The sequence below is a fragment of the Streptomyces sp. NPDC051907 genome (assembly GCF_040681075.1).
GTDB lineage: Bacteria > Actinomycetota > Actinomycetes > Streptomycetales > Streptomycetaceae > Streptomyces.
This window is the reverse complement of record NZ_JBFAYB010000002.1, coordinates 193,221-209,557: the sequence shown is the minus strand read 5'-3', so window position 1 is coordinate 209,557 and position 16,337 is coordinate 193,221. Positions and strand designations below refer to the sequence as shown.

The 16,337-nt window shown below is 67.1% G+C and carries 12 protein-coding genes and 1 pseudogene; 6 read left to right on the top strand and 7 right to left on the bottom strand.

Going from position 1 to position 16,337, the window contains the following annotated elements:
• Positions 1 to 32: 32 nt before the first annotated feature.
• Entirely contained in the window at positions 33 to 1,757 is a 1,725-nt protein-coding gene (locus AB0M39_RS02285) for a BBE domain-containing protein (protein WP_365359176.1), read from the top strand.
• Between the two features lie 118 nt (positions 1,758 to 1,875).
• On the opposite strand, the gene AB0M39_RS02280 is transcribed toward AB0M39_RS02285, so the two are convergent.
• Complete coding sequence (locus AB0M39_RS02280; protein WP_365359174.1) at positions 1,876 to 2,379, bottom strand: DinB family protein; 504 nt, start codon at positions 2,377 to 2,379, stop codon at positions 1,876 to 1,878.
• Between the two features lie 390 nt (positions 2,380 to 2,769).
• Here AB0M39_RS02280 and AB0M39_RS02275 point away from each other — a divergent pair, with 390 nt between their 5' ends.
• The gene (locus AB0M39_RS02275) at positions 2,770 to 3,252 is read left to right on the top strand and encodes a hypothetical protein (protein ID WP_365359172.1); all 483 of its coding nucleotides are present in this window, start codon (positions 2,770 to 2,772) and stop codon (positions 3,250 to 3,252) included.
• Between the two features lie 818 nt (positions 3,253 to 4,070).
• Here AB0M39_RS02275 and AB0M39_RS02270 read toward each other — a convergent pair.
• Positions 4,071 to 5,732 (bottom strand): hypothetical protein, encoded by a 1,662-nt coding sequence (locus AB0M39_RS02270; RefSeq protein WP_365359170.1) that lies wholly within the window; start codon positions 5,730 to 5,732, stop codon positions 4,071 to 4,073.
• A 210-nt stretch (positions 5,733 to 5,942) separates the two neighbouring features.
• Here AB0M39_RS02270 and AB0M39_RS02265 point away from each other — a divergent pair, with 210 nt between their 5' ends.
• A complete protein-coding gene (locus tag AB0M39_RS02265; protein ID WP_365359168.1) occupies positions 5,943 to 6,092 on the top strand; it encodes a hypothetical protein in 150 nt (49 codons plus the stop codon).
• Positions 6,093 to 6,196: 104 nt separating this feature from the next.
• On the opposite strand, the gene AB0M39_RS02260 is transcribed toward AB0M39_RS02265, so the two are convergent.
• From AB0M39_RS02260 to AB0M39_RS02250, 3 genes and pseudogenes are all read right to left on the bottom strand, one after another.
• Positions 6,197 to 9,346: a tetratricopeptide repeat protein gene (locus AB0M39_RS02260; protein WP_365359166.1), complete on the bottom strand. Its 3,150-nt coding sequence runs from the start codon at positions 9,344 to 9,346 to the stop codon at positions 6,197 to 6,199.
• A gap of 813 nt (positions 9,347 to 10,159) precedes the next feature.
• A pseudogene (locus tag AB0M39_RS02255) lies at positions 10,160 to 10,700 on the bottom strand (GNAT family N-acetyltransferase).
• Positions 10,697 to 11,983 carry an XRE family transcriptional regulator gene (locus AB0M39_RS02250; protein ID WP_365359164.1) on the bottom strand — a complete coding sequence of 429 codons (1,287 nt, stop codon included), beginning with the start codon at positions 11,981 to 11,983 and terminating at the stop codon, positions 10,697 to 10,699. Before AB0M39_RS02250 ends, AB0M39_RS02255 begins: the two are co-directional and overlap by 4 nt.
• A 241-nt stretch (positions 11,984 to 12,224) precedes the next feature.
• Between AB0M39_RS02250 and AB0M39_RS02245 the strand changes: the two genes are divergently transcribed.
• From AB0M39_RS02245 to AB0M39_RS02235, 3 genes are all read left to right on the top strand, one after another.
• Complete coding sequence (locus AB0M39_RS02245) at positions 12,225 to 12,671, top strand: ATP-binding protein (protein ID WP_365359162.1); 447 nt, start codon at positions 12,225 to 12,227, stop codon at positions 12,669 to 12,671.
• Positions 12,668 to 12,889 (top strand): hypothetical protein, encoded by a 222-nt coding sequence (locus tag AB0M39_RS02240; RefSeq protein WP_365359161.1) that lies wholly within the window; start codon positions 12,668 to 12,670, stop codon positions 12,887 to 12,889. Before AB0M39_RS02245 ends, AB0M39_RS02240 begins: the two co-directional genes overlap by 4 nt.
• 203 nt (positions 12,890 to 13,092) lie before the next feature.
• Positions 13,093 to 13,524 (top strand): tyrosine-type recombinase/integrase, encoded by a 432-nt coding sequence (locus tag AB0M39_RS02235; protein WP_365359159.1) that lies wholly within the window; start codon positions 13,093 to 13,095, stop codon positions 13,522 to 13,524.
• A 718-nt stretch (positions 13,525 to 14,242) separates the two neighbouring features.
• Here the strand turns inward: AB0M39_RS02235 and AB0M39_RS02230 are convergent.
• Both AB0M39_RS02230 and AB0M39_RS02225 read right to left on the bottom strand, forming a co-directional pair.
• Positions 14,243 to 15,349: a tyrosine-type recombinase/integrase gene (locus AB0M39_RS02230; protein WP_365359157.1), complete on the bottom strand. Its 1,107-nt coding sequence runs from the start codon at positions 15,347 to 15,349 to the stop codon at positions 14,243 to 14,245.
• Positions 15,346 to 16,269 (bottom strand): helix-turn-helix transcriptional regulator, encoded by a 924-nt coding sequence (locus tag AB0M39_RS02225; RefSeq protein ID WP_365359155.1) that lies wholly within the window; start codon positions 16,267 to 16,269, stop codon positions 15,346 to 15,348. Before AB0M39_RS02225 ends, AB0M39_RS02230 begins: the two co-directional genes overlap by 4 nt.
• Between the last annotated feature and the right edge of the window lie 68 nt (positions 16,270 to 16,337).

Below are 16,337 nucleotides of genomic sequence, written 5' to 3'. Positions count from 1 at the left end.
CAAGGTCGTCGATCAGGGGTGGGGGAGACCGTATGACGGTGAACGAGGTCAGGACCGGAGCCGACTACGGGACCGAGGTCGGTCCGGGTGACGCGCGGTACGAAGCCCTGCGCAGAGGGTTCAACCAGCGGTGGATCGCGACGCCGGACTATGTGACCGTGGTCGGCTCGACCGACGAGGTCGTCGCCGCGCTGAACAAGTTCCTGGCGGGTCACGGTCCGGTGGACGAGCTCCCCAGGATCACCGTGCGATCCGGCGGCCACTGCTACGAGAACTTCGTCTGCGGCGACGACGTCAGCGTGATCCTCGACCTCGGCCAGATGGACCGGGCGTACCTGGACCAGGAGATGGGGGCCTACTGCGTCGAGGCGGGGGCGACCAACTGGCATGTCGCCACCCACCTCTACGGCCCCTTCGGAGTGGCCCTGCCGGGAGGATCCTGCTACTCCGTGGGCGCCGGCGGCCATATCGTCGGCGGCGGGTACGGACTGCTGTCCCGGCAGCACGGGCTGACGGTGGACTATCTGTACGCGGTGGAGGTCGTGGTCGTCCGCGACGAACAGCACGCCGAGGTAGTGATCGCCCGCCGCGACTCGCCCGAGCCGGAGCTCCAGGCCCTGTGGTGGGCGCACACCGGGGGAGGCGGCGGGAACTTCGGCGTCGTCACGCGGTACTGGTTCAAGGGTCTGCCCAAGCCCCCGTCGCAGGTCCTGCTCAGCGCCGTGGCCTGGCCGTGGGAGAGGCTGAAGGAGAACCCGGAGGGCTTCAAGTCGCTCGTGCGGAACTACGGGCTGTTCTTCGAGTACGAGAACACCCAGCGGCTTCCCGAGGGGCTGCGCGGCGACTACAGCGACATGTTCACGCTGCTGAAGCTGACGCACCACAGCAACGGCAAGGTCGGGCTCATCACCCAGCTCGACGCCACCCGGCCGGACAGCGTGGCACGGCTGGAGGCGTTCCTCGACTGGATCACCCGCGACTTGGGCGTCGAACCCACGCCGCTGGACCGGCGCATGGGCGAGCACGCGCCTATGGGCGGCCTGGACGTGCCGACCCGACTGCCCTGGCTGACGGCGACCCAGACGCTGAACGGCTCCGGCGACAACCAGTGCGGCAAGTACAAGTCGGCGTACATGAACCGCGGGTTCACCGAGCGCCAGCTCGACGTGATCTTCAGCCACCTCACCCGGGACGACTACGACAACCCGCAGGCGCTGCTCCAAGTCGACTCGTACGGTGCCGCGGTGAACCTCCCCGAGAGCGGCGACACCGCTGTCTACCAGCGCAGCTCCGTGATGAAGCTGCAGTACCAGACGTACTGGAGCTGGAAGACGGACGTGAACGACGACGGCGTCGCCGACCACCACGACGCCGAGGCCGACGCGTCGATCGAGGCGCCGCACCTGCGCTGGATCCGGGAGTTCTACCGCGACATGTACGAGGACACCGGGGGCGTGCCGATCCTAGAACGGCCTGAAGTCCCGGCGGGCGCGACGGCTGCGACGGGTGCGGCGGGCGCGGCGGAGGACTCGGCGACGGGCGAGGACGGCGTGCCGCACGGCGAGTCGGTGACCGACGGCTGCTACATCAACTACCCCGACACCGACCTGAACGATCCGTACTGGAACCGCTCGGGCCAGCCCTGGTACCGCCTCTACTTCGGCGACAACTACGAGCGTCTGCAGGAGGTCAAGAGGCGCTGGGACCCGCGGGATGTCTTCCGCCACGCGCAGTCGATCCGCCTGGCGGACGACTGACGACGCGGGAAGGCGGCGAGGGCGGGGGGAGCCCCCGTGCCAGACGGGCTCTCGGCCGCGACTGGCCGGGGGCCCGCCCGACCCGTAGCCCGCCCCCGCCGTCTGTCAGATCCCCGTGTCAGATCCCCGTCGTGCCGTCGACTCGCTCCCGGATCAGATCGGCGTGCCCGTTGTGCCGCGCGTACTCCTCGATCATGTGCACCAGGATCCAGCGGAGACTGACCGCCTCGCCCCTGAACACACCGGTGTCGTCGAGGGACCGGCCGGCGCATATCTCCTCGCCGACGGCGATCTCGGCCCGCCATGCCGCCAGGGCCTCGTCGAGGTCCTTCTCCTTCTCCGGGTACAGCGTGAACCCGTCCTTGTTCCCCTCGTACACCCGCGGCACGTCCCGACCGGCGAACACCCGCTGGAACCAGTTCCGCTCGACCACGGTCATGTGCTGCAACAGCCCGAGCAGCGTCATGCCCGAGGGCTCTACGGAGGCCTTCCGCAGCCCGGCCGCGTCCAGCCCCTCGCACTTGACGGCCAGCGTCGCGCGGTGGAACGCGAGCCAGCTCTCGAGCATGGTGCGCTCGTCTGCCTGAAAGGGCGGGACGGGCCGCCCGTCGAGAGTGTTCATGGATCCAATCCTGTCATCCGCCACTGACAACGGACCGGCTGCCCACCCCGAACTCGGTTGCAGGCAAGGGGAATTGCCGACTCCAAATTAGCGCTCCCCTGCCGAACTCTCGATAACTCGATAAAGCGGCTCCACTTCACACCGCTCCCAGGCGCCGTGCCCGTGCGTAGGCCCCGCGCCGCTTCCCCTGATCGACCACCCATCCGGCGGTATGGCCGACGGCCGGGCATGCGCCTTCTCAGATCGGGGCCCACAGTGGTGTCCAGGCGGCGCCTCGGCACGGCCCTGCCCCCACCCAAGGAGCAGAACGGCATGGCGGCTCACAGCACGAGGAGTGCCTGCGGCAGGCCGGGACCGTCACGCGGCCTCCCGCCCTCCGGAGCCGGGCGCATGCTGGCCGCCCTAGCCGCCGCAGTCCCCCCGTACGGCCGTATCCTCGCGCTGGGCACGTCCGCGGGCACGGGCACGGCGTGGATCGTGGCCGGCCTGGCGGACCGCGAAGACGTCGAGGTGACGAGCGCAGGACCGGACCCCGCGACGACCGACCCCGCCCACCGCGGAGTCTGGCCCAGCTATGTCGCCTTCGCCGCCGACGAGACGACGGCGCTCTATGAGGGCAGCCCGTACGACCTGGTCTTCGCCGACGCCCCGGGCGGAACGTTCGACCACCTCGACCTCACCGTCGCGGCACTGCGCCCCCGGGGCCATCTCCTCGTCGACGACACACAGCCGGCGGCGGGGGACGACGCATTCGAGCTGGAGCGGCCCAGCGAGATCAGAAAGGCGCTGCTGGACCATCCGCAGCTGATCAGCGTGGAATTGGACTGCTCGACGGCACTCGTCCTGAGCACACGGCTCACGGAGACGGATTGAGGCCGACGAAGGCCGTGCGCCGGTGAACCCTGGAGGTCGTCACTGGGACGGCGGCGTCAGCGGGCGCGCGGTGTCTCGGTGGAGTAGCTGTGGCCGAACCAGATGCTGTCCGCGCTACGGCCGAGCGGGATCCCCTCACGTGGATAGCGCTCCGGGGGGTCGTCGACCACGCGGCCTCCTACGGCTCCCTGGTCCCGCACCCCTTGCGCAGCTCGTTGTCGGCGCGGGTTCGTCGGGCTCCGGCCAATACCGCTTGCTCAGTCGACAGCCCGATTGGTGATGCGGCCCAATGCTCGTGAGCTCATGCAGCAAATGTCGATTCGTATGGGCTTGCCAGCTCTCACTCTTGAGGTTCTTCGCTTCAAGGGTGTAGTGATCGATGACTCGGATGCTGGCCGTTCCGGCGAGGAAGACGAGGTCAGCACTTAGCCTTGTCCAGCTTGCGTCATACAGGTAACCGGCTAGGTGGTCGAACGACTTTGGCTCGGAACTGCTTTGGCGCGAGTGATCACGGCCCCGTAGGCTTCCGACGCGTCGGGCGGTCTGTGACCTGCCCGGTAAAGCACGACGTTGAGGCCATGATCTTGGAGGATCGCGCCAGACCGCCTTAGCAGGTTTTCCTTCCTGCCCGCATGCACGCAGCGCGTCGCAGAGGCGGCGCGGGCCCGCGCTGTGCGCTGGGCCTTGAAGATGAAGTATGGAAGTCTTATCCCGTTGAGGTGAGGCACCCATTCAGGTCGAGATTCTCCCGCCACCGAACGACGAGGCGACGTGGGCTACGAGAGGGAGGGGGTCGCCGCCCAATGAGGGGGCAGCCCTTACCGCGGCACGGTCACAGCCATAAGTTTGCCGTCCCCAAGGTGGAGCCAGCCCCCGCCAAGAGCGAGAGGGCGGCCGAGAACGGAGTCTCCCGTCTTGATGCCGATCCAATCACCAGCGTGCCGCTCCTGAGGAGACAGAAGGAGTCCGCGGTGGGCTCTCTTCGCTTTGCCCAGCCAGGGGTAGCTCGGCCCGAGCTTGCCTTCATCGCCGGCCAGGACCAGCGCCGTACCCTCGTCGAAGCCATGCTCCAACAGGTTCCGCAGCACATGCTGGGCATCGCACTCGCCCAAGACCTCTGCGTCGTCCATCACGACAACGAGCGGCTCCCCAGCGGACGCCACTGACAGGGCCTCCTCGAGTTCGTCGTGCCCGATGTCGTCTTGATCGAAGCAAGCAACTACGCCGTCTCGATCGGTCAACTCCCGTAGAGGCGAGGGCCTGGGTGTGGCTAAGGCGAGCTGGGTACCAGATGCGAGCAGTGAGCGTGCGATGTTTACCAGTGCGGTGGAGCGACCTGACTTTGCGGGCCCGGCCACAACGAACGCGGGAGCCGTGCCGGAGGCCAGATCAGGGCCATATGCGGCCAGGTTCTCGCCCCCGACACCCGCAAGTGCCCACAACCTCGGTGCTGCCGGATCGCGCATGGTCCACGCTTCATCGAAGCTGATGCTGGACGGCAATGAGGCAGTGCGTTGCTGCACCTCCAGCGCGTCATGAGCTGCGTCCCACAGACCGAGCAACAGGACGTGATCCTCGTGCGTCAGGCTCGCCATGTGGGAGAACGCGACAAGTGCCTCTCGCTCGGGCAGCTCATCGTGGGTGTACCAGCGGATCCACGCATCTGACGAGATCCCCGTCTGCTCCTCCATATCAGTGAAGGACCACTTGCGCTTCAGCCTATGTTCGTCAAGGCGGCGATGCAGCGTGACCAACTCCAGCCGCGCCGGGGAGCGGTCCACATCGAACTCTCTGCTCTTCACTCCGTAGAACGTCGCGTTCGCCGGCCTTTGCTCCTCCGCGGCGTCAGCCATCCTGACGAAGCCTTCACTACGGCGAACTACACCAAGGAACACTCTCAACGCGTCTTTGTCGTGCCACAGAGCCTGCGCCGCGTTGAGGATCAGCCCCTTCAACGACTCATGCGCGTAGTTGAACTGCGCGGAGTCTTGATTGGCGTTGGTCGGTGTCTTCTTGTCAGCTGGTGGCTCTTCTGCTGGCTGCCCACTTGGGGCCCCGGCGTCCTGCTTTGGTAAGCCCTCGGAAGAGGCAGTCGCGTTGCCACCGTCTCCGGCGGATGCTGTGGTATTTGCCGGAGGGTGTACTGATGCTTGGGCGACCGTTTCCCTGACGACCTGCTTCCAGAGAGTCTTGAAACGATCAACTTGGGCGTCTACGTCGCTGTGTCGAGCGAATTCGGCCAGGACGCGGGCGATCAACTCAAGGCGGCCCCACAGCGGTAAGTCTGGCTTCTGGAAAGTGTCCAACACTGCTTGGTGATTCACGATCCAGTAGTCGTGCGCGTCCTTCCCGACGCGGTCGCGAATAGCGCGGGCTGACGGTAGTCCCGCGTCCAGCCTCAGATCGTGGAGCTCGTCGTTCAGCTTCTTCAGGTAAGGCTGATCAGCTAGATCGGGCCTCTTCCACGACTGAGCGACCACTGTCTCTGCCCCCTCCGGTGCTTCTGCATCTTTTCTAAATCAGGCGCGTTGGCACCTGTACTCACGGGCGTCAGGATCTGTCATGCGTGTCATGCAGCGGCTGATTCTTGGCCGATGCTGTCAGCAATCGTCTTGAGCTGTCAGGGCCGTCCGGGAAGCACCCACGCTGGATGCACAACCCAGTCGGTGCCATACGGAAGGTAGATCCTCATGGAACAGATCAGCGTGCGCCTCGTAGTCCTCCTGCTGGTCGGAGCCCTCTTCGTCACCCTGACGCTACATGCACCCGAAGTCGGCGCAGCTTTGGTGGGAGCCACTGCTGTGGTGGCAATACTTGCCCAACTCATGGGCCGCGAGTGACTCTGCCCGAGCGGAGAAGCTTGCAGCCATGGGCCACCTGATCTCCCAATCTGGCGTCGATCCCTTGCGTACGGCTCCACCGAACCCAGGGCACATCTGCGGCTTCATGGAACCTGTGGTGGTGGGTCTCCGCGTCGGTCGCGGTGTTCCTCAATGTCGGCTTGATTCAGCCAGTAGGCGATGTTGTTGCTGATGGTGGTGATGATGGGATGAGCAGGGTCTACGAGGCGTCGTGTGTCTGTGAGCATCCGGGTGAGAATGCCGACGGCTTCCCTGGGGTGGCCAGCGCGTCCGCGCCACATGGCGAGCTTGTCCAGTACCGACAATATGGCGACGTGATCAGTGCCAAGGTGGCGTTCGATGTGGGTCAGCAGGGCCTGGTAGGTGTCGCATGCCGTCTGCGCGTCGCCCGTTTCGCCCTGCCAGTGGCCAAGGCTGTCGAGGGTCGTCAGGGTTTGGAGGTGGCCAGGGCCCAAGACGCGTTCCTGGTCGGAGAGGAGCTCTTGCAGTGCGGCGATGGCGGCCAGGGGTGCTCCTGCACGGCCACGCATGACGGCGAGGCTGTGGCGTGTGCTGAGAATTCCTGCGCCTTCTGGCACGAGGCGGCACTGCTGATCACGGAGGACATCCTCCAGTGCTTGTACAGCCTTCTGGGGCTCTCCTGCCCAGCCCAAGCACAGGGCGTGGCTGTGTCGGGAGCTGAATGTGTCGGGGTGGTGAGGGCCGAGGACTCGGGTTCTGTCGGCGACGACGACGGCGAGGTTCTCAGATGCGGTGGCCGGATCGGTTCTTGCCTGCAAACGGGCGAGGTTGTGGCGCGCGGTGAGCAGCTCGGGATGGTCTGGGCCCAGGATCTCACCCATGTCGGGGATCAGCGCCTGATACCCGTCGATGGCCTTATCCGTCTCGCCTGCTTCTCCCTGCCAACGGGCAAGGCTTTGCCTGGTGGACAGGGCGCGCAGGTGCCGGGGCCCGAGCGCTCGTGTCTGGTCGGGTAGCAGCGCTTCGAGCAAGCTGACGGCCTCGGCAGCGTTGCCTGCTTCGCCCAGCCAGCGGGCCAGATTGTGGCGGGCGGTCAGGGTGCCATCGGCATCGGGACCGAACTCTTCTTCCATGAGGGGGATCAGCCTGTGGTAAGCGGCAGCAGCCTCTACTGCGTCACCCGCGACGCCCTTCCAATAAGAAAGGTTGTGGAGAGTAGCGAGTATCGCCCCACGGCTCGCTCCGTTTCTCTGCCGGACAGCGAGAATCTCATTGAGGGCCGCGATGGTGCCGCTAGTGTCGCCGGCCGCACCTCGCTCGACTGCAAGGTTGTGACGAGTCACGAGCGTCTCGGGGGCCTCGTAGCCGAGCAACCGGATCTGGTCCGTCTCAAGACTTTCCAGGGTCTGGATCGCTCCGGCGTGATCTCCGGCTTGGCTTTGCCAGCGGGACAGCTCGCTTCGGGCGACAAGGGTGTGCTGGTGGTCGGCTCCGAGGTGCCGGTGGGCGAGGGAGCCGAGCGCGTCGAAATGGTCGCGTGCCCAGGAAATGTCGCCGGATTCACCCGCGCTGGTGCCCAGTCGGAAGAGAACGGTGTACGCGGTGTCGTCCTCCCACAGGGGGTGGTTTTCGCCGTCCTGGTCGTGAGTGGCCAGCGAGCGGGCGCTGGCCCGCAGCCGCAGTGCGTGGTCCTGGTCATCCTCGGTGTCGGGCCAGATGTCAAGCAGGGCGTGGGCCGCCGTCGGCAGGACGGTGTCCCTACGCTGTGTCCGGACGTCGGGCGATGAACCAGGAGGTTGCTGCTCGCGCACGGCACGCTGGATGAGCTGGTGCACGCGGACCAGCCATGCGTCGTCACAACCCTCGCCCGGGGTGTGATCGACGAGATGGAGTCGGTCCAGCGTTGCCAAGGTGTGCTCGGCCTCAACCTCGTCGACGGCTCGGCCTGTTCTGCTGCGCTCGGTCAGCCAAGCGCGTGCGGCGCCGCTGGTGAACAGCGGGGCGGGAATGCCGGTTGTCCCGTCGAGGACGGCGGCCAGTTCGAGCATGGGCCGGGCCAGCATGCCGGTGTGCTGGTCGGCCTGGTCCACGGAGATGTCCCACAGCGCTGCCAGTGAGCTTGTCGTAGCACTGCCGCGCACAGCAGGGATCAGTCGTTCAAGGGTGAGCCGGCGGTCCGCGAGCAGGCTTCGGTAACGAGGGATGCTGCACGAGGCGTTGTAGTCGAGGTATGCGCCGGCCCGCGACAGCGCCAGGGGAAGATGACCAAGGTCATCGGCGAGCCCCGCCAGATCCGCGTCGGCATCGGCGGGCACGGCCCGTTGCAGCGTGTTGCGCAGGTGGGTGAGGGATTCTGCGGCGCTGAAGACGCCAACCGGTAGGAATGGATGTCCACTTGCCGTTACGAGATCTTTTTCGCGGCTGCGCGTGGTGACGATGACCCTCCCACGACCGGCGGTGCGGCGAGGCACCCACAGTCCCTCAAGTGCACCGGGGGAGTGCACGTCATCGAGGACGATGAGCCAGCTGAGTTCGGTGACACGGAGCCAGTTGAGGAATTGCTCAGCGGCATACATGGTGGTCTCGCCGCTGGGTACCAGCTCAAGATCGCGGGCTGCCTGAGCATAGGCACCGGTCACGGCAGGCGTGTTGTTCGCCGTCACCCACATCAGCATGTCCACTCCACCGCCTGCCTCGTCAGCGGCACGGCGGCAGTAGTCGGCGGCCAGGCTGGTCTTGCCGACGCCTCCGGCTCCTGTGATCACGCGCCCCGTAACAGCTGTGCTGGCTGCGTCCTCGATGCCACTGTCCTCGGGGCCATACAGAGCGCGTGCCAGGGCATCGCGATGTCCCCGCTCGACGAGCACATCGGCTGGTTCGGGGACCAGACCTATGCGCAGCGGCTTTGCGCTGCGGGGCTTATCGCCAGGCTGCTTCTGCGTGCGGGTCCCGGACGCCGCAATGTCGCGGCGGGCCGTGGTCTTGCTCTGCTCGGCTGCTCGGCGTAGATCCTCCCACCGAGCACGGGACTGTCGCCCGGGCCTGGAACCAGCGCGGCTATCGAGAAGTTCGGTCAGGAAAGCGAAGGATGGCCCTGCCCGCGGAACACTCTGAGCTTTGAACCACTCGCTGAGACTGCTCTTGGTCAGGGCGACGGGAGGAGACTGTCGCTCGCCCAGCTGGATGATCTGACCGAACGTGAGCCCAGATGCTTGCCGACTTGCCCTCAGCTCCTCGGCCAGACGTGAGGCTGCCGCCGGGATGTCCACCATGCCATTCCCCGTTCGTTCCGAACCTTCTCCGAACCTTATTCCTTGCCTGTCTGACCACCACATACCTGTAGTCCGGCGGGAGTTACTTCTCGCCGAACCCCGATCCGAACAGGTCAGGTGATGTGTGACCGATCGCTTGGTTGGTCAAGTCCACGGATGGGACAGACAATGCGCAAACTTTGTCGTAAAGCGCGGTACGTGTGGCGAACGCCAAGGCTGCGGCGGCGGATCGCCGTGCTCGTTGTGCGTTGGATTGTCGGTGCCGCGCTGCGGACACTGGCCGCCCTTTTGTGGGGGTGGTGGACCAGCTAGTGCCGTGACCGCATAGGTCGCCGGGTTGCAAGTTGTGGTGGGTGGCCCGGTGAGCTCTCGCCTCGGTACGGACACGATCATCAGACTGACGCAGCTGAGACCGATCCGCTCCTATGACCGCGGTGTGCTGTCCGAGCGTCACGTGGTGAGACGAGGGTGCCCCGGTAGTTCGGCGCGCCGGTGGCCCACAACACGGTGAGCCAGGGATCCGCGCCGCCCGGCCTCTGGAAACAGACGGGCGAGCAGCAGAGAGCAGAGAGCGGGGTCCGACACCCCGGTGGCGTGGCGGGCGCGGACCCGGGGTGGCGTGGTACGCACCATGTCGACCAGCAGCGCGCCGCACGCCTCCAGCACCTGCACCAGGCCGGCCAGACCCGCATCACGGTCCGCCAAGAGGTACAGATCGAGGCCGATACTCGAATCGGTACAGGCGAGCGCCAACGTCAGCGTCCGAGACGTACGTCCTTGACCCCCGCGGTGGAGTACGGACTTCTGAGCAAGTTAGAGGGTGGCGCGGATCATCACGGTGAGGACCGGCGAGGCCGGTGACGGCTGACTCTGTCCGATGTCCTCGTATCCCCACGACTTGTAGAGCGCGTAGACTTTTCCGTCGCCAGCGGCAGGGTTGACCATGAGTGTGATGAAGGGCTCGTCGCGTGCGGCGAGGAGAGCGTCGTGGATGCGGCGGGCGGTGCCGGTCTTGCGCCAGGTCGGCCGGACGCCGATCTCCTTCAGGGCCACTGTCGGGTGCTCGGTGTACTTGATCGCCGGCGTCGGGCTTGTGCGCTGCCAGTAGCGGTCGCCGTGCTCGATGGTGTTGCCGTAGGCGTAGCCGACCGGATGTCCGTCCGCGTATGCGAGGACAGCCGTGAACCCTGGCTCGGTGCTGTGCCGGTCGATGCCCTCGCCGAGCGCGGTGACCGCGTAGTTGGGCAGGTGGAGCCAGGAGGGCGCGCACGTCGGCGTACACGTCGAGAAGATCGCCGCGGACGGGGTCGAAGGTGGTGAACGTGCGCAGTTCGATGGCGAGCGCCGTTCTCATGCGGCCATCCTCCAGGTGGCGGTGTGCTCGGTCCAGGTCTGGACGGTGGCGCTGCCGGGCGCGGTGGCGCGGAGCGCGGCCCCGAACTCTTGCAGCATGCGCGTGACCCGGGCGTGTTGCGTGGCGACGTCAGCGGGGACCGTCATCGCGGTGGCCGTCGCCGCGTCCGCTTCGCGCTGTCCGAGCTGGGCGTGTGCGAGCCGGGCAGTGTTGATGGCGCGGTCGCGCTGCATCTGAGGGCGGAGCAGGGTCAGGCTTCGGTGGGCATGCGATTCGGCCTGGTCGAAGTTGCCAAGGCGGAGGTGCGCGGACAGAGCGAGTGTCTCAAGCTCTGCTCCGTCGCGGGCAGCAGCCATCCACACCGGGCGACCGAGATCCGGATCGGCGTGTTCGAGTGCGTCCTGAGCACAGCCGAGGGCATGCCGTACGGCTGCGGTGTCGCCGGTGAGGCCGAGGGTGGCGGCCTGGCGGGCGTGTCCCAGGCAGGCGAACAGGGGGTCACGGCGTGTGAGGTGCAGGTTGCGGGCGACGTCGTTGGCGGCGAGCGCGTCTGCGGGTCGGCCCATGTGGCGATACATGGTGCCCGCGTGACTCCAGATGCGGAACTTGATCGCCTGGTCGCCGGACATCTCCGCGAGGGACTGGGCCTCGCGCATGTGTCCCTTGGCGACGTCGTAGCGTCGGCCGTCGATGGCGGCCCACATCGCGGAGGAGCGGAAGGCTGCTGCGGAGGCATAGAGGGTGCTGCGTACGCGCTGGGTTGCGGTGCCCGCGTTCTGGAGGTTCAGCGCCTCGTCGGCGAGGGCGGCGGCGTGCTGCTCGATCCCGAGCTGTCCGCCGTGGCGGTGGTCGCTGGCGATGATCTCGGCGAAGCGCTTGTTCAGGCGGTTGACGTCGCTCATGCCGATACGGCGCGGCGATGCGGTGCCGGGCGCGGCTGCTGCTGCGGCAGCAGCCGCCGCGATGCCGCCGACGAGGGTACGACGCTTCATGTCGGGGTCCTCCTGCTGCGGTGAGGCCGGGGTGGACGAAGGCCGGCCCCGTGGCACGAACCCTAAAGCGATGGCGGGTAGTCCGGTGACATCCTCGAGTGCCTTGCGGGCCGCTGACTTCGGCCACGTGACCCGGCCCGCTTTCCACGCACGGACCGACGAACCGTCGAGCCCTCCAGAGCGCCCGGTCAACCGCTCGAGGGCCCTGTTCACGGCCTCGGCGAAGCTGTTGGAGCTGTAGCCGTGCTCGGCCATCCACGCCTCAAGAACGGTGTTGCGGGTGGTGTCCATGCAGGCACGGTAGCCCTCGCGATCCCCGCCCCGCCAGGTAAAGGGCTGGTCAAAACGACCTAGGTTCTTCCGCCAGATGAGCGCTTGAACGTCCTAACCAACCTGTGAGGAACAGGAGTTGTCTGGGTGCTGGTCGCCCGTCGCCTCCGCCGTACGAGCGGCTGTTAGACGGCCTGGCCCACCTCTGCAGTGTTCCGAGGGCGGTGGCCGGGCGCCGAGACAACACGAAGGCTCCACCTCAATGACGAGTCTGAGAACAACAGTTGAGGCCGCTGCCGTCGGCCCGCCCACGTACAGCCAGACCTTCCCTTGCGAGCCGTCCACGGCCGAGATCGGCCGCAAGCTCGTCCGTGACGCCCTCGGCGCATGGCATCTCGACAACCTCGTCGACGTCGCTGCTCTGATCATCTCGGAGCTGGTCGCGAACGCTGTCAGGCACACCCCGTGCCGCTCGATCCGCCTGATCGTCGGGCGGCCGAGCGCGACGCGGGTACGGGTCGGGGTGGTGGACCGGAAGCCCTCGCACCTGCCGGTTCTCGGCCAGGCGGGTGAGGACGACGAGTCAGGCCGTGGCCTGCTCCTGATCGACGGCATCGCCGACCGCTGGGGCTATGACCTGCGCGGCCCGGTCAGACGTCCATGGGGCAAAGAGGTCTGGGTCGAACTTCGCATTGAGGGTGACGAGTGAGCGCCCCGATCGCGGCGACCCCGTCCCTCCCAGACATCGCCCGCCTCCGCCCCCGCCAGCAGATGGCCATGGAGTGCGCGCGCTGCGCCCGGTACCTGGGGCCGAACGGCGAGGTGCTGTGCGATGTGCGTCATCAGGGCCTGCTGTTCCGGCTCTGGATCTGCGGGCCTGCCTGTCGTTCGCCCACACCCGGGCTGCGGACCGGAGTCGAGAGCTGACGAGAGTCCCGCCTCCGGCCGTGCGGAGCTGAGCGGCACGGTTCGACCTGGACGCCGACGTCCTCGGTGCCGGCTCCGTATCGCCCGCGCCCTCATCCGCGAAGACGGCGGCACACCACCGGACCTACCGCCGAAGCTCGCCGACGTCGATCCGCACGACGGCTACACCACCGAGGAGAACGATCCACCAAGAGAACGGCGAGATGCTCCATCCCGCCGACGTCACAAGGCGGTTCATCGAGCTGTACGAGGAGATCGACCTCTCACCGGTCCGGCTCCACGACCTCCGCCACGGTGCCGCGACCCTCGCTCACGCCGCCGGGGCCGACTTGAAGGACGTCCAGGAGATGCTCGGCCACTCCTCGATCGCCATCACGGCCGACACGTACACGAGCCTGCTTCCCGAGGCAGACCTGGCGATCGCCGGGGTCGCGGCCCAGCTCGTACCGCGTGCCCGCGCCACAGGCGAGAACGCCGCTCCCGAAGCGGAGCCAGAGCCCGACGAGGCGGAGAAGCCCGACGCGGAGTGCGTGCCGGATGACGCTGATCCGTTGGGCGATATTCGGGAGATCAACTCCCCGTCCGCTCACGCAAACGGCCCCGGACGAGGAGTCCGAGGCCGACTAGGGCGCTGACCTGGGGGATAAATCCCAGGTCAGAGCGGTAACGCGTTGTGCCCCCGGCAGGATTCGAACCTGCGACACCCGCTGTAGGAGAGCAACAGGGTCTGTAGCCAGTGGCTCCTACCTGCATCTTCTCTCTTTAGGGTGGCATCTTGAGTGCCTGGGTGTGCAGGTTTCATCGGTGCTTCACGGCTAAGAGCACGGCTAGGGACGCCCCCTGATTCCCTGTCGCGTCGTCAGCGGCAGTAGGGGCAGCGACCTCGCTCGTCAAGGTTCTCGGGATGCGTATGCCCACAACCAGCGCAGTCGAGGGTGTCTTCCCGGTACGGCTCGGGCGCCCCGTAGACGAACGAGCCTCCTGCTGAGGTGCGGACGGGGTCGTCATCTTCGCTGTAGTAGTAGTTCGGTGCCCTCGTAAGGTCGCCCCCGGGCAGGTCGTACTGGGCGTACCAATCCTCAATCGAGTCAGCCATGTGCGTGCCCCTCTCGGTTCGCACTTCGCGCCATCGCCACCCCACAGCCAGAACGAGTTCCGGGGTCGCGTCACAGCCCTGCGGTCATGATGGCCGCCGTCTGCCCAACATCGTCAGGAATTGGGGAAATTGCACTACCCAATGCGCTACTCAGCCTGCGCCCTTTTCGGCCCACCCCGGGACGACCAGATACTCGATGGCGCTGATGGCGACTGCGGCCTCGCCAAAGACTCCTGCCGATGCTGCCGCCGGGCACGTCAGGCCTCGCTGTGCTCCAGGACGCCGGCGATGTCGGCCGCGATGCCGTAACCGGGGCTGTCGTCCAGTAGTTCCTTGCGCTGGTTGTAGCGCTGAGTGGTGCGGGAGTCCTTGTGGTCGGCCCAGCGCTGCACCTTGTCGGGGCGTGCGTCGTTCTTCGCCAGGGCGTGGGTGATGGCATCAACTTTGGTGCCGTGTGGGCCGCGCAGCGGGAGCCCGGCGCGCTTGGCCAGGGATTGGAGCAGCCTCCACAGGGCCGGTTCGTCAAGCTGGCCGCCGCTGGCCGTGCAGAACAGCCAGCCCTCGGTCCGGCCGTTGAGGTAGTCCTGCAGGGCATCCCAGGCTACCGGCGGGATCGGCTTCATCCGGCCTCCCCCCTTCACCTTCTCCAGGTGCAGCACACGGTGCCCCTTGTCGTATCCGAGGTCCTCGACACGGGCGTTGAGCAGGGAGTCGATGCGCAGGCAGCAGGTGTAGAGGACGAGCAGCAGGGCGTACGCGCGCTTGCGGTACGCCGCGACGCGGTGCTCGTCGCGGGCGACGGCCACGAAGCGGGCCCACTCGGCTTCGGTGTATCCGGGCGTGGGGGAGTAGGTCGGGTCGACGTAGGGCCGCTGGACCCCGTCGAAGGGGTTCTTCACCCCGTCGTCGCTGACCTTGTTCAGGTAGGTGAAGAAGCTGGAGGCCGCCGACAGGGCGTTCTTCCGCGAGGCGTCCGAATACGGCTTGCCGGTCCGGCTCATCTCGCCGCGCCGGCCGCCCTTGACCCGCACCCACGTCGGGGTGGTCTCCAGGTATAGGCGGAAGGAGTCGGCGAGGACGAACTTCACGGCCATGGGGTGCGTGCCGTGGTCGCGGGCAAACTCGTCGAACACGCGGAAGCCGCGGGCGTACGACTTTTGCGTGTTGGTCGAGCGCTGGTGGGCGATCCAGGAAGCCGCGAGGGTCGGCAGCATGTCGTCGGCTCTGTACAGGTCGACGAGGTAGTCGTACAGCCGCCGGGCGTGCTCCGGCCAGAGGTCTCGTGGATTGCGGTGCAGTGTGCTCAGCGTCGACCGGGGCGCCCGCTCCAGTCCGTGGGCGGCCTCCGGCTCGGTCGCGGTCATGTCTGGTCCTTGTCGCTGGTCGGCCGGACAAGGTCCGCAGCCTCACCCTCGGCGTTGTCGCTCTTGAAGAGGACCGTGTCCGACATCTGGTCCTCCGCGAACTTGACCCACTCGGTGCCGTTCCACGTGAGGTGCCCCTCGGGTACGGCGGCGTTGGCGGGCCGGTTGGGGGCCTGCTCCAAGGTGGCCGCCAAGAGGAGGACTTGGGCAGCGATCTCCGGAGAGGTCTGCACCATCCCGTGGGCGATCATGTTCCTCATGCGTCGAAGGCTGCTCTCGAAGTCGCTGATCGTCCCCGCAATCTCAACCGCCTGCCCCTCTCCAGCATTCAGGGCGCGGAACCGCGGCGTGTCCTCGGCTGGTGCCGACGCCTCGTCGAACACGCTGCTGACCCTTGCGGCCCATTCGTCTCGTTCCTCGGGCACCAGGCGGGCCACGAGGCCGTCGGCTACCTCCCTCGCGCCGGCCAAGGACTGACCCGTGACGGCGCGGTGTACGGCGGACCGGGACAGCCTGATCGCCTCCGCGAGTTCGCGCACGCTCGGGAAGCCCGTCAGCGCGTACAGGTCGTGGAGGACGGTGCGCTGCCTCGCCTCCCGCGCGGCAGCGTCCATCACCTGGTGGGCACCGGGGGGTAGAACGTTCGTCATCGCGCGCGCAGGAGCGGAGTCTGGACGGTACCCCGTGGCTTGTCGGGCGCTCGTCCACAGCTCCCGCAGCTTTTCCAGCTGGTCGCTGGTGGGGCGGGTAGGGCTGGTGGCGCGGGCCATGCGCTCGACGAGGTCCCAGCTGGGGACTCTGCGGCCGGAAAGAGCCTCGGAAATGTGCGCCCTGCTGTACATCGTTGCGACGCCGAGCTCTGCGAGGGTCAGACCGGCAGCGCGGCGGTGCTCTCGGAGCCGCAGGACCAACTCCCGCAAGGGCTCCGGAGCTTCCGGGGCGATGGGCCCCTCGGGTCGTCCTCGTCCTGCCACGCTGACCTCCTTGT

What these genes read in the sequence shown, in the direction of transcription:
- AB0M39_RS02285 (WP_365359176.1), top strand. Translation starts at nt 33, where the DNA reads ATGACGGTGAACGAGGTCAGGACCGGAGCCGACTACGGGACCGAGGTC.
- AB0M39_RS02280 (WP_365359174.1), bottom strand. Translation starts at nt 2,379, where the DNA reads ATGAACACTCTCGACGGGCGGCCCGTCCCGCCCTTTCAGGCAGACGAG.
- AB0M39_RS02275 (WP_365359172.1), top strand. Translation starts at nt 2,770, where the DNA reads ATGCTGGCCGCCCTAGCCGCCGCAGTCCCCCCGTACGGCCGTATCCTC.
- AB0M39_RS02265 (WP_365359168.1), top strand. Translation starts at nt 5,943, where the DNA reads ATGGAACAGATCAGCGTGCGCCTCGTAGTCCTCCTGCTGGTCGGAGCC.
- AB0M39_RS02260 (WP_365359166.1), bottom strand. Translation starts at nt 9,346, where the DNA reads ATGGTGGACATCCCGGCGGCAGCCTCACGTCTGGCCGAGGAGCTGAGG.
- AB0M39_RS02250 (WP_365359164.1), bottom strand. Translation starts at nt 11,983, where the DNA reads ATGGACACCACCCGCAACACCGTTCTTGAGGCGTGGATGGCCGAGCAC.
- AB0M39_RS02245 (WP_365359162.1), top strand. Translation starts at nt 12,225, where the DNA reads ATGACGAGTCTGAGAACAACAGTTGAGGCCGCTGCCGTCGGCCCGCCC.
- AB0M39_RS02235 (WP_365359159.1), top strand. Translation starts at nt 13,093, where the DNA reads ATGCTCCATCCCGCCGACGTCACAAGGCGGTTCATCGAGCTGTACGAG.
- AB0M39_RS02230 (WP_365359157.1), bottom strand. Translation starts at nt 15,349, where the DNA reads ATGACCGCGACCGAGCCGGAGGCCGCCCACGGACTGGAGCGGGCGCCC.